Origin of the sequence: Candidatus Nitrosocosmicus franklandus, assembly GCF_900696045.1 — an archaeon.
Lineage (GTDB): Archaea > Thermoproteota > Nitrososphaeria > Nitrososphaerales > Nitrososphaeraceae > Nitrosocosmicus > Nitrosocosmicus franklandus_A.
The window spans coordinates 17,041-30,706 of record NZ_LR216287.1 but is presented as its reverse complement, the minus strand read 5'-3'; the positions used below and the strand labels follow the sequence as shown (position 1 = coordinate 30,706).

Below are 13,666 nucleotides of genomic sequence, written 5' to 3'. Positions count from 1 at the left end.
GTTTGTCATTAAGTAGTGTACCTAAGATTGTTGAAACGAGAGAACTGGACAATAAGAGGTGGCTTGTTAGGGCATTACTTTTATCTGCCGTATTAACAATCTTATTTACAAAAGTTTACCTTACAATATTTGTAATAGACCTAGGGGTAGGTATCTACAGTATACTCACTTCCTTTGTTTTGTTTAATATCTTGTTTATTTCCTACTTTAGATATAAAGATCCCTATTTCAAGGTCTTTAACAAAAAAATTCCTGAACACGAACTGCCTCTGGTATCGATTGTAGTTCCTGTAAAAAACGAGGAGAATGATATTACTAGTTGTGTTCAATCTTGTATAGATCAAACATACAAGAAAAAAGAGATTATCGTAATAAACGATGGCAGTACCGATAACACGGGAGCAATATTAGATGATATTAAGAATGCAAATCCATCTGCGAATCTGAGAATTGTGCATCTAAAGGAAAGTGTAGGTAAAAAGAAAGCAATAGAAGTAGCAAGCAAGATAGCAAAAGGCGAAATTTATGCCTTTATGGATAGTGACTGCGATATGGCACATGATGCCACCGAGAAGGCTGTTCAGCTCTTTTATTGGGACAAACAATTAGGAGCAGTGACAGGACATGGCAGGGTAAAGAATCGCCACACAGGTGGATTCAGAGATCATTTTCTTGAAAAATTACAAGATGTTTATGCTGATGGTGCTTGCAGGGCTCAAAAAGGGATGGAAAGTGTTTATGCTTCCGTCACCTGCTGTGCAGGTTCTTTAAGCTTTTACAGGAGAGATGCCATTCAAGATTTCATTCCTCAATGGGCAAGGGATAGATTCTTGGGAATGGAATTCAAGTTTGCAACAGACAGAAGAATGACTGCACACGTATTGTCAACACGTCCACCTGCGATCTCTTACAGTTCTAAAAATCAAAATCAAGCTGCAGTTCCAGTTTTGAATGGTGAGGGATATGCTTCAGAAAGTGTGTTTTCAGAAAATCCTGGAAATTCAGAATCAGAGTCTGATGGAAAAAAAGTAGTGAATGGCTATTGGAAAGTAATGTATTCACAGAGTATTAGAGTGAACATTGGTGTACCTCCAACATTAGAGTCACTTATAAAGCAACAAATTCGGTGGAGGAAAAGTTTTATCAGAAGTCTATTTGCAGCAGGAGGAATATTTTGGAAGAGGCCATTTTATGTAGCGCTCTTATACTATCTACAAACTTCTATGAAATTTATCAGACCATATATTGTGGCCTCAACCGTAGTCTTTCTGCCACTAATGGGGGACTATATTACACCAGTAGTTTGGTTTGCAGGTGTGTTATTTACAGGAATGATTTATGCGGTGGACTTTAGACTTCGTAATCCTGGTGATAGGAATTGGTTGTATCGACCGTTCTTTACGCTATTATCTACATATGTGTACACATGGCTTTTAATCTATGGAGCAATCACAATTAAGAAGACGGGATGGAGATAAGACAACGTTAAAAAAAAAGATATTGACATGCAGAATAAACAATCTTATATAAAGGACAAGTGATGAGATCTTGGTTACTCAAGCATCCTCAAAAAATTTAGATGTAATATTAATAGGGATGGGCATGGCTGTAGGTTTTTGCATAATTTTGATGAATTTAACTGGAATGTGGCCCTGTCAGCTGATTGAGGCTAGTGGTAACTATCTAGATATCAATAACCTTCATCAAGACCCAAACCAACCGCTAAGCAAATTTACACATGACATGCATTACTGGTTAAAAGGTCTTTTCCAATGTAGTTGATTTTGTTCCTTTCATCCAATACTATTTCTTCAAAATACCTTAATACTGTAATCTCAGAAATTTTTGGTTGAACAATAGTTTTTCCTTCAATCAAGTCAATTATCATCTTTGGGAAGTTGGCTCCAGCCAAGGTAGCAAATATAGTGCCTCCCCCAAGCCTAGGGTTAATTTCAACCAGTTTGAATTCACCTAGTTTGTCTTTCTTCATTTGAATACAAGACGGTCCGATGATTCTAAGTTTCCTTACAATTTTCATCGATTCTTCGATTAAATACTTGTCCAATACTATCTTGCCTTTGGTAGATATGCCGCTCTTTGTTTGCACCCGTATTCTAGGGACAGATACAATTGGATTACCCTCCAAGTCACTCATGACATCAATTGTATATTCATCACCGGGTAGATATTCCTGGTAAATCATATCGGAAAATTTTGAGGAAACATAACGCAAGTCTTGTTCATCATTAACCTGAACAATATCCCTACTACCCTTTCCGTACCGTGGTTTCGCGATAACGGGGTACACACTTACTTCTTCGGGGTTAAGGGTTGTAAAGGGCAATCTGAATTCTGTCTTTAAATTGTTAAAAGTGCTAATTTTGTCCCTACAAATCTCCAGTATTTTCCTATCGCTGACTACTGGAAATACACCGTGCTTTTTTAATTTGGATTTATGTTCACTAAAAGGAAATATATCATATCCAGATGATGGCATCAACACCTGGATGGAATATTTATCGATAATGTTCAGTAACACTTCCAGATAGTTGTCTGCCTCGGCCTCTGGAATAACCTCATAGAAATCAGATAAGTAAAAACCTGCCGACAAACTATTAGAATCAGTAGATAATATTTTACCCTTAAAGCCTGATAATCTCAAGGATTTTATAGTATTGATGCCAGCTGGTGCGGAAGCACCGGGTATCAATACTGTGGAAATTTCTCTATGCAATCGGCATCCGTTTTTAATAATGGTATCCAATTAAGATATAAATATTTTTTACATAGATAATGTAGAAAAATTATTAAAGATATAACCATACTTTTTTCAGATAAACATGATACTTGACAGGCAACAAGATATGCACATTCATTGCAGTTATAACGACCATTCAGATCTTAACCTAACTGTACCCAATATTATTAGAACAGCAGAGGAAAAAAAATTAAAAAAAATAGCAATAACAGAGCATGTAAGGAGGTCTTCAGAATGGACCGGAAGATATATTGAGGAATTGAATACACATATACCAAGTAGTCGTGTAAAGATACTTCCTGGTTTTGAAGCGAAAATATTGCAGAATGGAGAAATCGACTGTCCACAAGAATACCTTGCCAGTGAATATTTCATAATAGCAAGCTTTCATACTAAATATCCTAAAGATTTATGGTATTCAGCATTGATAGAAGTGGCCAAGAATCCTTTTGTAAACGTGATTGGGCATTTGGCGCCAGAGGTCGGTTTTAGTTTGAATGATCAAGAAATTGAAAAATTAGGAGAACTCTTTAAAGCAAATGACAAGATAGTTGAACTTAATTCAAAGTATGTTCGCCCCCCTGTTAAATTCCTTGAGATTTTCAAAAGGCAAGGTGTTAAATTTCACCTTGGAAGCGATGCCCACTCGCTTGGGGAAATAGGCAATTTCAATAGAATAAATCATTTGATAAATCTTATAGAAGAGTAATAAGATAGAGTTAAAAAGAAACTTATATAGATAATAATGATAAAAAGGTTTGGGAAGTAACACGGTCGCTAGGATTGAAGGCAATAGCAAACTAAACGCAATATTTTCAAAATACCTGAATTCCTCGGATTCAGATATAATTAAATTCATAGAATCTATCCCAGTTACTTTTGATGATGCCGTTAAAGCCGTTAACAATCAAACCTCGACGGTTAATGATGAAGTTGTTTACTCTAATCGAGAAAAATTAAAAGGAGTGGTTACAAAATTTCATAAAAAGGCCGGTACCTTAGATAACAAGATATTAAAACAAGTCGAAACACTTGGTGAAAAAGATATCAAGATTGTAGTTGGGATTCACCAACCCAATCTATTTGCATTTAGTGGAGTATTTAAAAAAATTGTTCTTTTACAAGTATTATCAAATCACATTAGAAAGACAAATCCCAAAGTTGTACCTCTATTTTTAATTGTTGATCACGATTTTATGGGCGACAAATGGATGCATATAGCCAAGTTGCCTAACGTGAGGAGTTCAAGCGGTATACTGGATTTAAGATACCCGATAAATGAAACAACTAGATGGAAGGTATCAAGCAAGACAGAGCCTCCTACCAGATCTTTAATTAAAGATTGGGAGGATCAAATTTATAGTTGGATAAAAAACAGCAAGAATCTGACAAAGCAAGAAATAAAATCACTTTATGCAAGATACAAGGACTTTTGGAATATTGTTGAAGAATCATTTGCAGTTGCTGAAAGTTATTCTGAATTTAATTCAATAATTATGTCAAAAATTGTCAATTCTGTTTGGGGTTACGATGTACTCTTTGTTAACTTGTCAGATATGTCAAATGTATTTAAGAGAGGTTACAATTATTTACTTTCAGAGAACGATACATACATAGAATCATTAGACAAATCAGAAGGGTTTTTCAGATCCCGTGGAATATTTACAGGAGTAAGCCCCAACTTAGACAAACATTCTTCTTTATGGATACATTGTAACTGTGGAAGCAAAGCATCTTCAAAGATTCGGTATGACGACAATCACGGAGCAACTCTGATAGGAAAATGCATGTCTTGCAAAAAGAATTTATCCCTTTTTATAGGAAAAAAGGGTAATGCTTCAATTCCAGAAGACAAATTGTCATTGGTTTCCCCGAGGGCAATTCCGATCTTGCTATTACTCTCAAGAGAATTGTCCATTACTGGGTATATATCTGGAACGGGGGGGAGTATTGGATATACTCTAGTAGGCAAGAAAGTATTTGATGACCTAAAAGTAAAATTACCTACCATGATACTTTGGGCGGGAAGTGACGTATACACAGGATTTGCACAAAAAGAGGCATCCAATTATCTAAGCGAAAACAATATCACTAACATTTCAAATTTTGTAATTGATATAGATTTAAAATATAATGAGCTGAAAAATAAAATAGAGCCATTAATAAGAAAGAGATCGATGATATACAACGATAAAGAACAGTTAAATGAACTATTGAAAGATTTATTTACATATAAACAAGAACAAAGAGAAATTAAGCAACTTCAGAAAAATGTTCAAAAATCAAGGAATGCTTTAAAACTTAAATCATGTATAATAGATTATGCTGTTAACATAGGGCTTAAGCAAATAGAAAATGAATGGGCAGAAAATTTAGTCAAAAATAACGACCTTACCAAACCTGTTTATATAAACTAGATTTTTTTGGTCGCATCTTATTTAAATGAAAAATATCCATACTCTAGTTACATCTACCGGAGGCATTGTAGCCCAAGGTATCATCAAATCTCTAAAATACCATAATCTTTATAAAAAAAAGAGTGATCACCTATACAAAATAATCGGGACAGATATAACCTATGAATCTGCAGGACTTTACCGCGTTGATAGGTTTTCTATAATCAAAAAACCCTCTGATCCAGATTATTTAAAAAGAATGATTGATGTGTGTATTGAAAATAAAGTTCAGATATTGTTCATAGGCTCTGATATTGAACTCCAAATCCTTTCAGAGTATAAGGATGAAATTGAGAATAAGACAGGTGCCAAGGTAATTTCAAACCAACAAGGCATTGTCAATATGTGCAGGGACAAATATTTGACAAATGAATTTTTGTCCAAGAATAATTTAAACGGTATTCCCACATGTCTACCCGGTGACTTGGAGTCATTCTTGGAGCAAGAAAGGTACCCTTTGGTAGTAAAACCACGAGAGGGCTTTGGATCTAAATTGTTTCATGTGGTCAATAACCGAAATGAGTTAGATTTTGCTATTAGTACTATAGAAAATGCAAAGTGGAAACCAATGATTCAGAAATATTTGGAAAACGACTCAAAGGAGTATACAACAGGAATTACTATGGATAAGGATGGTAAAGGAATAATGTCTTCGATAACTATGAGAAAGGTCTTGAAACATGGGCAAACATACAAAGCTTTTATTGACGTTTTTCCAAAGGTTACAAAGGTTTGTAACAAAATAGCGACTTTTTTAAAAGCATTTGGACCGATTAACATACAATCTAGAATAGATAATGATGACAATCAAGTAAAGATTATAGAAATTAATCCCCGGTTTTCAGCAACTTGTCCGATGAGAACAGTGGCCGGAATAAACGAACCCGATATCATAGTAAGAAACGTATTATTTAATGAGAAAATAAAGATTGATAAATACAGACATCTGGTATGCATGAGATACTGGAATGAAACTTATCTTGATAAAAAAGAAATGGAAATTGTAAAGTCAAAGAAATCTAATATAAAAAAAATGGAATCAAAAATTTTTGATTATTTTTGATGAGTTATGAAGTAATAACTTCATTACCATTTAGATACTCTGATTACCTCAAAAGCTTCTGCATACTTACAATTGAGTTGATATCCCCTATATGCTGCTCTTCCAACTATAGCATCTATCCAAATTGGACCGCATCGAGCTTGTTGAGATTCAAAGCATTCGAGAGCTGATTTTTTGGGTTCTATATAGTCGGTTATATCAACAAATAGCTGTGGTCTGAACGCTTGTTCGGTGATCCCGCCAGGAATGGTTGTTTCGTACATGTAGAGGTCAGTTGTATCTCGACTTCCAGATATTACAGATCTGGTCAAGGCTTGGTGGTCTTGATGAGAATCACCTATCCACTGCGTAAATACAGCCGCGGGTCTATAATCCAGTATATATTTATCCATAATCCCAACGAGTTTCCTGCTATGAGTCATTTGTTCAGGAGGAAGATCCAAAAAGTCAGGTTCAGGACAACCCATCACCTTTGAAGATCTAATGGCTTCCATCCTTCTTTCTTCTTTTTTGTCGTTCTGGGTAAAGTTAGGAAGCGTTGCAATCACCAGTTTAACGTTATATCCCAGTCTAGACAGTTTTGTAACAGTTCCACCCATGCCGATCTCAATGTCATCAGGGTGAGCTCCAAATACCAGAATATTCTGCGATTTAGACATTTTTGATCTGCGTTCCGGTTTATCTTAGTGCCTTAATCACTTCATAATCTTTTCGGCTACGAGGAACCTTTGGTTCATCTGCGCTATTGAAGTACCCACGGTAGTCTTCATCTATCTCCATTGCTGCTTGTAAAATCTTGCTCTTTATTGTGTTTGATGAATTGATAAACATCTTTGTATCTTTGGGTAGGCAGTGACCTCCTATTCCATCTCTTGGTTCTAGTATCTCAACATTCCATTTGGTGTTAAGAGATTCCCTCAACTCTGGAAAGCTTATGCCATTTGATTTACAGTAAAGATACAGTTCTTCTGCAAATGCTATCTGAAGGTATCTATGTGCGTTTTCAATTATTTTTGTTAATTCAGCTACTTCAACTGAAGATACTGGATGCATTGGTATACCTAGGCTTCTTTTTTTGTTTAATTTAGTAGTAATAGAGCTTGAAGTTTTTGTTTTGCTTTTTGCTTCCAAAGTTGTTGCTACTGACAAAGAGTTGTCTACCATTGTGGAGGAGGATGGTGATGAGGATGGTGATGAAGATGCATTTGGCATCATTGTTACTGCTTTATCTTCTTTGTCGAGTAGTCTTCCATCATAAAAGTTGAGTCCATGTTGCAGACAACATCTACTAACACCACCTATTATTCGCAGCTGATTGACACCGTGAATGTCTTCTTCTAATGCATACCACCTGTGAGGTGCATGTACTACGTGAAGTCTGTGATCTAATTTCTCAAATACTCTTTTTGATGTGCCTTTTGGAATTGTACTTTCAATTGATATGAGTGCACCGGTCTTTGCTTCCCTTGATATCTTTTCTACAACTGACATTAATCCCTCTACTTGGGGTGAGAACATGTCATCTGGTCTGTGTGTAGAAACACAGATAATAAGTACGTCAAAGTCACCAAAGTTTGTAGCAGGTTTTATCCCATATTTTGATTCAGCTGACTGCATGGCTTTTTGATTAATATCGTAACCATAGGTATCAAATCCATGTTCTTTAACATATTTTGCAACTGGAAGACCAAGTTGACCAAGGCCGATAATAACTACCCTCCTTGGCTTAAACGTTAAATTTTTGAGATTAATTTCGTTTGACAAATATAGTGATAGTCCATTCATAAATTATTAAAGAATTAAGAAACAATTAGCACGAAGTAAATTTCCTTATAATATTATGTTATTTATGTTCCTTAATAAAAAATTAGGAATCAAAAAGGTAAATGTATAGTAAAAGGTTATATATTACGAATCGGGTCAAATTATTACGTGCTTAACAATTTAAGAAATAAATTTGATCCTATGTTTGAAAAAGTTGGTAGAGGATTTGCTAGCTTGGGCTTTGGACCGAGCTTTTGGACATGGATAGGCTTAATTCTTTCAATCATTTCAGCTATTATGTTTTCCCTGCATTCACCTGCTATCGGGGTGGATTGGTACACTGCTACGTTTCTAGGTGCCATATTTTTAATCATTGCAGGATTCTTTGATGCAGTAGACGGAGCTGTCGCCCGGGTTACTAAGCGTTCTACACCGCTTGGAGGATATTTAGATTCAGTTATTGACAAGGTATCTGAAATTATTGTTTTTGTAGGTATAATGATAGGTAGTTTTACAAACCCAGTGCTTGTTTTGGTCGGGTTAGGATTATCTTTGTTAGTAAGCTATACCAGAGCAAGGGGAGATGGACTGGGCATAGATCTGAAAGGGAAGGGGATTGCCGAAAGAGCAGAAAGAATTCTTATAATTGCTATCCTTGGCTTTATCCCGTTTGCAGACAACATATCCGTAGCAATATGGATAATCTCAATTCTATCTGCAATCACAGTATTAGAAAGGCTGAAGGTCGTATCTGCAAAGCTTGGCATGCCTCTCTTTTCTGCACAAACATTTAGGGAAATATTCCAAAGAAATCCAGAATACGAGGGTGTTGCCGATGGAACCAAGATATCTAGATTGAACGAACCACCTACTTCATTATCTAAACTTACAAAAAATGTTAATGACTACCTTGACAAACCTACCAGCAAAAAGACAGAATCCACTAGCACAACTTCGACTAGTACAACAACTACTACCTCTAGGCCCGCTGAAACGACAAAACAAGATACAAAGCCCTCTACTACAACAAGGCCAAGGGCAGATTATTTGGACAAAACTGATCCTAACGAAACAGGAAGAAATGTAGCTCAAATTGTATTCAGTCAGGACAAAGAAGAAGATGAAATATACAAGAGGTTTTTGGAGAGTTCAAAGCAAAAAACATCGACTTCAACTAGCTCATCAAATCAAAGTTCGTCAGCTGATCAACAAGACACAACCAAAAAGCCCGATGAAAAATCAACAACGACTACTTCAACAACAACGACTACTACAACTACTACTGAAAAAGACCCGGCTGATCAACAAGACACAACCAAAAAGCCCGATGAAAAATCAACAACGACTACAGAAACCAAGTAATAAAAAGCATTTCATAATTCTTTTACTTTAAACTATTCAAATCAATTTATTGTCATATTTTTAGAAAATAACCATAAGGATAAGGTATTATCAAACACCCAATCAATCAGTCAATACCAAACCCTTACGAAAAGAACTTGATTTTATCTTATTTACCCTAATCTTCCTGAAGTTCTTCTATCGTTCTCTGATCTAACTTTAACTATACCTCTGTGTACTGCACAAGACACACAATAAAATTTCACATCTGTTGCGGGTGCAATATAAGCACCTTGTGATTTCAATTCTTTTGCTAACTGGGGTTCCACAAGAGTTATCCTACCGGTTATTTTTTTTGCCTTGTCTCTGGGTACCATTGCACCACATTGGCTACAATGTACTGTCCCTGAACTACCTTTTCCACCCTTTGTTCTACCCCTGCTGGTTCTTTTCTTAGGCATCTATTAATTTTGAAACAAAGTCCATCCTTTAAATCTTATGATAACCTTCTTATGATCCTTTAAGACCTCTGAAATTCATAGTCAAAGAATGAAATTATGCATTGCTTCCCATATTGTATTAGATGAAATAGTTGATCTGGATGGGAAGCAGTTAGAAAGTCTTGGCGGTCCAGTATGTTATGGATCTTTATTGGCAAAAACGTTCAAATTTGATCCTAGTCCTGCAACCAAGGTAGGAACAGATATTTCAGATAAAGTCAAGACTTTAAAAGAATATGGTATCAATTTGGTAGATAGTCAGATCGATCCCTCGAACCCCACCACTAGATTTAAGTTAAAATCAAAAAGAGATGGCGGAAGAGAATTATTTCTTTTGTCTAGATGCTCACCAATCAAGTTAATTGATATTCCTCACAGTGACGGATTAGTAGTTAGTCCAGTTATTGGCGAAATATCTGCTGATACCTTATCAGAGATTGTTAAATCTGAAAAGAATAGGTTTGTTATGGTTGATCCCCAAGGTTTTTTACGAAATGCAAGTGAAGACGGCTCAGTTACCAACAAAAAGCATCTGGATTTAGATCTGAAAGGAGTTACAGCCATCAAAGCAGATGAAGATGAGCTTTCTGCTTTAACAGGTGGACTGGCATCCTTAGAAGGAATGAAAATGTTGAAAAAAAAGTATGGGATAGAACACATTATATCTACTTCTAAAACGGATATCATTTTTTTAAATAAAAACATCGTTTATTCAATTAAAATTAAGAAAATAGATAGTCCGGACCATACTGGCTTGGGCGATATATTAGCCACATCTTTTACATGTGCATATCTGAAGGAAAAGGATCCCTTATGGGCAATAAGTTTCGGGGCAGGTTCTGTGATATCGGCCCTTCAATCTAAAAAGCGGGGCATAGAAAAGATTCCATCTAGTCTTAAATTAATAGAAAAAAATTCTACTTATATTTATAATACAATTAAATTCAAAGTCATTGACTAAGCGACCCGCTTGTTGAAAAAATACAAACTTTATTAAATTAGCTCAATTTAACAAAGATTTACTATAATGCGAATAGCTTTGTCGGGGTTTACAGGAAAGGATTCTACAATGTTGAATCAAGTCATAAAAACGCTTGAGGATTCCCATATTCAAACTCAAATAATGAACTCTACTAATCAAGAGCTTGCTAAAGACGTCGACATGGTAATAGTACCTGGCGGAGATAGAGGGATCCTAAATTACTTTCACAAAATAACTGTTCAATCTGCTCCTGTATTGGGCCTTTATGAGTCAAATTCTACAGGTTTTCTTGCACAGATTGATGTGAAAGGGATTGACATGATTAAAGACTCATTAAAATCTGGCAATTATGAAATAAGAGAGGAAGAAAGAATAGCCGTGATAGTAGATGGCAAGGAGACTGAACCAGTTTTAAATGATGTAGCCATTTTTTCAAATAAAAGTGCCATTTTAATGGAACATTTTCTCAGAATAAATAATAAGGATATTTGGCATGACAATAGTGACGGTGTCATAATTGCAACTCCTATTGGCTCTACCGCTTATGCAATGTCCACAGGAGGTCCAATTGTCTTACAAAATTCTCATGTCTTTGTTATCGTATCCGTTAACTCGCTGGATAATACTCGTCGTCCCTTAATTGTTTCTGACGACAGCTTTGTGGAAATTGTTGATATAACTTCAAGTCATCATTGTGAAGTGATTCTGGACGGAAGTACTAGAGTAAAAATCACTGACAAACTTCAATGCCACAAACATGAATTTCCAGCAAGACTGGTTACTTTAAATAATAACTATTCTGCAACAAAGATAATAGAAAAGAAGGTCAAGTATGCAGAAGATTTGCTAAGGATGCCTCCAAGTGCCAAGCTGATTTTAAAAACATTGGAATACGAAGGCGCGATGACTCAAAAAGATCTCATCAACAAGACCATGCTGCCCGAACGTACGATCAGGTTATCATTATCTCATTTATTGAATAGGGGTTATGTGAAGAAAAAAATTTCCCTTAGAGACGCGAGGCAGAAGATTTATGAATTAAAAATTTGAGATTGATTATATCTAGACGTTCTGAATTGAGGTTTTTACAAATCTTTCAAAAGCTGGTTCTGGAATTCCTGGTCGACTATGAAACTCACCGTGATATTGAATCCCAAAGTAAAAAGGGTGGCTTGGTATTTCGAGTATTTCCATTCTCTTTCCCTCATCCGAGGATCCCGAAAATTTAAGACCTTTTTCTTCAACCAATTCCGTGTATTTTTGATTAAATTCGTATCTATGTCTATGTCTTTTTTGAATTGTCTTTTTTTTGTATATTTCATTCGCAATAGAACCGCTTTTGACATTTATCTCGTGTAAACCTAACCGCATTGTTCCTCCCATTTCTTTAATATTTTTTTGTTCAGGCATATAGATGACTACTGGATTGTCTGTATCTGGATTTATCTCAGTGGAGTTAGCGGAGTCTAATCCACACACGTTGCGAGCAAATTCAACTATAGCTAGTTGAAATCCAAAACAAATTCCTAAAAAAGGAATGTTATTAACTCTAGCATAATTACATGTATTGATTATACCCTGACTACCCCTGCTTCCGAATCCACCTGGTACAAGTATCCCAGCAAATTGACTCAATTTATTATGTAAACGAGTCTTCTCGGCATCATTCCCAATTTCGCCATCTTCTGGAGAATTTTCAAAGTGCATGGAATCGATCCAATCGATCAATATTTCTTTGCCAAATTTAGCACCAGCGTGAAGCAAAGCCTGGTACACGCTCACATAACTGTCTTTCAGATCAACGTATTTGCCTACTATGGCAATCTTCAAAATACCATTAGTATCAACGAACGTCCGAGCTATTTTATTCCACTTTGCAATGTTGGTCCTAGCTCTCAAATTCAAACTCCTCAGGATAACCTCAGTTATCCCTTGTTTATACAGAACCTCTGGGACGGAATAAATTGATGGAACATCATGACTAGATATTACGCAATCAGTGGGAACACTAGCAAAAAGAGATATTTTTCTTATAGTTTCACGAGTCAATGGAGTCTTGCATCTTACGGCAAGAAGGTCGGGCTGGATACCTATCCTTCTTAATTCCTGAACACTATGTTGGGTAGGTTTTGTTTTTTGTTCGCCGACGGCGTCTAAAACAGGAGCCAGAGTAACATGAACAAAAAAGGTATTTGAAATCCCATCCTCTAATTTCATCTGTCTTAGAGATTCCAGAAAAGGCAGACTTTCAATATCCCCTACAGTCCCACCACATTCTACAACTAGAACATCTACACTTTCCTCGGTGGCTATTTTTCTTAATTGTTTTTTTATTTCATCAGTTATATGAGGAATAATTTGAACACACTGACCAAGATATTTCCCCTCACGTTCCAATCTCATAACATTGGAAAATATTCTACCAGCTGTAAGATTATGGCTGGACTTTAGGCTTGTGTTCAAAAAGCGCTCATAATTTCCTATATCCATATCACATTCACCGCCATCATCAGTAACGAATACCTCCCCATGGGTCAGTGGATTCATCGTGCCAGCGTCAAAATTCAAATACGGATCCATCTTAACGCAAGAAACTTTCAGGTTACAAAGTTGCAGCAATTTTGCAATAGACGAAGTTACAATACCTTTACCTAGCCCAGACATAACACCTCCTGTTATGAAAATAAATTTTGGAGAATTTGCCATAATTATTATATGAAAAAAATAATCAATGGCTATTTTAATTAAGTGTTATGTGAAGACAATCCAGCCTTTTGTCCTCCGTTTCTCACAGACAAGTAG

General features: G+C 35.9%; 12 protein-coding genes. 7 read left to right on the top strand and 5 right to left on the bottom strand.

Translation table 11 applies throughout. From position 1 onward, the window contains the following. Positions 1 to 2 precede the first annotated feature (2 nt). Positions 3 to 1,478 (top strand): glycosyltransferase family 2 protein, encoded by a 1,476-nt coding sequence (locus NFRAN_RS00115; protein WP_134482513.1) that lies wholly within the window; start codon positions 3 to 5, stop codon positions 1,476 to 1,478. Positions 1,479 to 1,732: 254 nt separating this feature from the next. Here the strand turns inward: NFRAN_RS00115 and NFRAN_RS00110 are convergent, their stop codons facing one another. After that, positions 1,733 to 2,764: an ATP-grasp domain-containing protein gene (locus NFRAN_RS00110; protein WP_134482512.1), complete on the bottom strand. Its 1,032-nt coding sequence runs from the start codon at positions 2,762 to 2,764 to the stop codon at positions 1,733 to 1,735. Positions 2,765 to 2,840: 76 nt separating this feature from the next. Here NFRAN_RS00110 and NFRAN_RS00105 point away from each other — a divergent pair, with 76 nt between their 5' ends. The 3 genes from NFRAN_RS00105 to NFRAN_RS00095 are packed head-to-tail and all read left to right on the top strand — an operon-like array spanning position 2,841 to position 6,277. Beyond that, a complete protein-coding gene (locus NFRAN_RS00105) occupies positions 2,841 to 3,467 on the top strand; it encodes a PHP domain-containing protein (RefSeq protein WP_134482511.1) in 627 nt (208 codons plus the stop codon). Between the two features lie 49 nt (positions 3,468 to 3,516). Then, on the top strand, positions 3,517 to 5,175 hold the full coding sequence (bshC, locus tag NFRAN_RS00100) for a bacillithiol biosynthesis protein BshC (RefSeq protein ID WP_134482510.1): 1,659 nt from the start codon (positions 3,517 to 3,519) through the stop codon (positions 5,173 to 5,175). 25 nt (positions 5,176 to 5,200) lie between these two features. Then, a complete protein-coding gene (locus NFRAN_RS00095) occupies positions 5,201 to 6,277 on the top strand; it encodes an ATP-grasp domain-containing protein (RefSeq protein WP_134482509.1) in 1,077 nt (358 codons plus the stop codon). Positions 6,278 to 6,300: 23 nt separating this feature from the next. Here the strand turns inward: NFRAN_RS00095 and NFRAN_RS00090 are convergent, their stop codons facing one another. Both NFRAN_RS00090 and NFRAN_RS00085 read right to left on the bottom strand, forming a co-directional pair. After that, positions 6,301 to 6,936, bottom strand: a complete 636-nt coding sequence (locus NFRAN_RS00090) for a PIG-L deacetylase family protein (RefSeq protein WP_134482508.1) — start codon at positions 6,934 to 6,936, stop codon at positions 6,301 to 6,303. 19 nt (positions 6,937 to 6,955) lie between these two features. Next, on the bottom strand, positions 6,956 to 8,041 hold the full coding sequence (locus NFRAN_RS00085; RefSeq protein ID WP_172601988.1) for an NAD(P)-binding domain-containing protein: 1,086 nt from the start codon (positions 8,039 to 8,041) through the stop codon (positions 6,956 to 6,958). A gap of 168 nt (positions 8,042 to 8,209) precedes the next feature. Between NFRAN_RS00085 and NFRAN_RS00080 the strand changes: the two genes are divergently transcribed. Further along, entirely contained in the window at positions 8,210 to 9,403 is a 1,194-nt protein-coding gene (locus NFRAN_RS00080) for a CDP-alcohol phosphatidyltransferase family protein (protein WP_232037893.1), read from the top strand. A gap of 152 nt (positions 9,404 to 9,555) precedes the next feature. On the opposite strand, the gene NFRAN_RS00075 is transcribed toward NFRAN_RS00080, so the two are convergent. Further along, positions 9,556 to 9,843 carry a 30S ribosomal protein S26e gene (locus tag NFRAN_RS00075; protein ID WP_134482506.1) on the bottom strand — a complete coding sequence of 96 codons (288 nt, stop codon included), beginning with the start codon at positions 9,841 to 9,843 and terminating at the stop codon, positions 9,556 to 9,558. An 88-nt stretch (positions 9,844 to 9,931) separates the two neighbouring features. Here NFRAN_RS00075 and NFRAN_RS00070 point away from each other — a divergent pair, with 88 nt between their 5' ends. Both NFRAN_RS00070 and NFRAN_RS00065 read left to right on the top strand, forming a co-directional pair. Beyond that, on the top strand, positions 9,932 to 10,843 hold the full coding sequence (locus NFRAN_RS00070) for a PfkB family carbohydrate kinase (RefSeq protein WP_134482505.1): 912 nt from the start codon (positions 9,932 to 9,934) through the stop codon (positions 10,841 to 10,843). Positions 10,844 to 10,909: 66 nt separating this feature from the next. Beyond that, positions 10,910 to 11,914 (top strand): NAD(+)/NADH kinase, encoded by a 1,005-nt coding sequence (locus NFRAN_RS00065; protein WP_134482504.1) that lies wholly within the window; start codon positions 10,910 to 10,912, stop codon positions 11,912 to 11,914. Between the two features lie 12 nt (positions 11,915 to 11,926). Here NFRAN_RS00065 and pyrG read toward each other — a convergent pair whose 3' ends face one another. Next, positions 11,927 to 13,570, bottom strand: a complete 1,644-nt coding sequence (pyrG, locus tag NFRAN_RS00060) for a glutamine hydrolyzing CTP synthase (RefSeq protein WP_134482503.1) — start codon at positions 13,568 to 13,570, stop codon at positions 11,927 to 11,929. Positions 13,571 to 13,666: the final 96 nt, after the last annotated feature.

Coding starts and splice junctions, on each gene's coding strand:
- NFRAN_RS00105 (WP_134482511.1), top strand. CDS start 2,841: ATGATACTTGACAGGCAACAAGATATGCACATTCATTGCAGTTATAAC.
- NFRAN_RS00095 (WP_134482509.1), top strand. CDS start 5,201: ATGAAAAATATCCATACTCTAGTTACATCTACCGGAGGCATTGTAGCC.
- NFRAN_RS00090 (WP_134482508.1), bottom strand. CDS start 6,936: ATGTCTAAATCGCAGAATATTCTGGTATTTGGAGCTCACCCTGATGAC.
- NFRAN_RS00075 (WP_134482506.1), bottom strand. CDS start 9,843: ATGCCTAAGAAAAGAACCAGCAGGGGTAGAACAAAGGGTGGAAAAGGT.
- NFRAN_RS00070 (WP_134482505.1), top strand. CDS start 9,932: ATGAAATTATGCATTGCTTCCCATATTGTATTAGATGAAATAGTTGAT.
- NFRAN_RS00065 (WP_134482504.1), top strand. CDS start 10,910: ATGCGAATAGCTTTGTCGGGGTTTACAGGAAAGGATTCTACAATGTTG.
- pyrG (WP_134482503.1), bottom strand. CDS start 13,570: ATGGCAAATTCTCCAAAATTTATTTTCATAACAGGAGGTGTTATGTCT.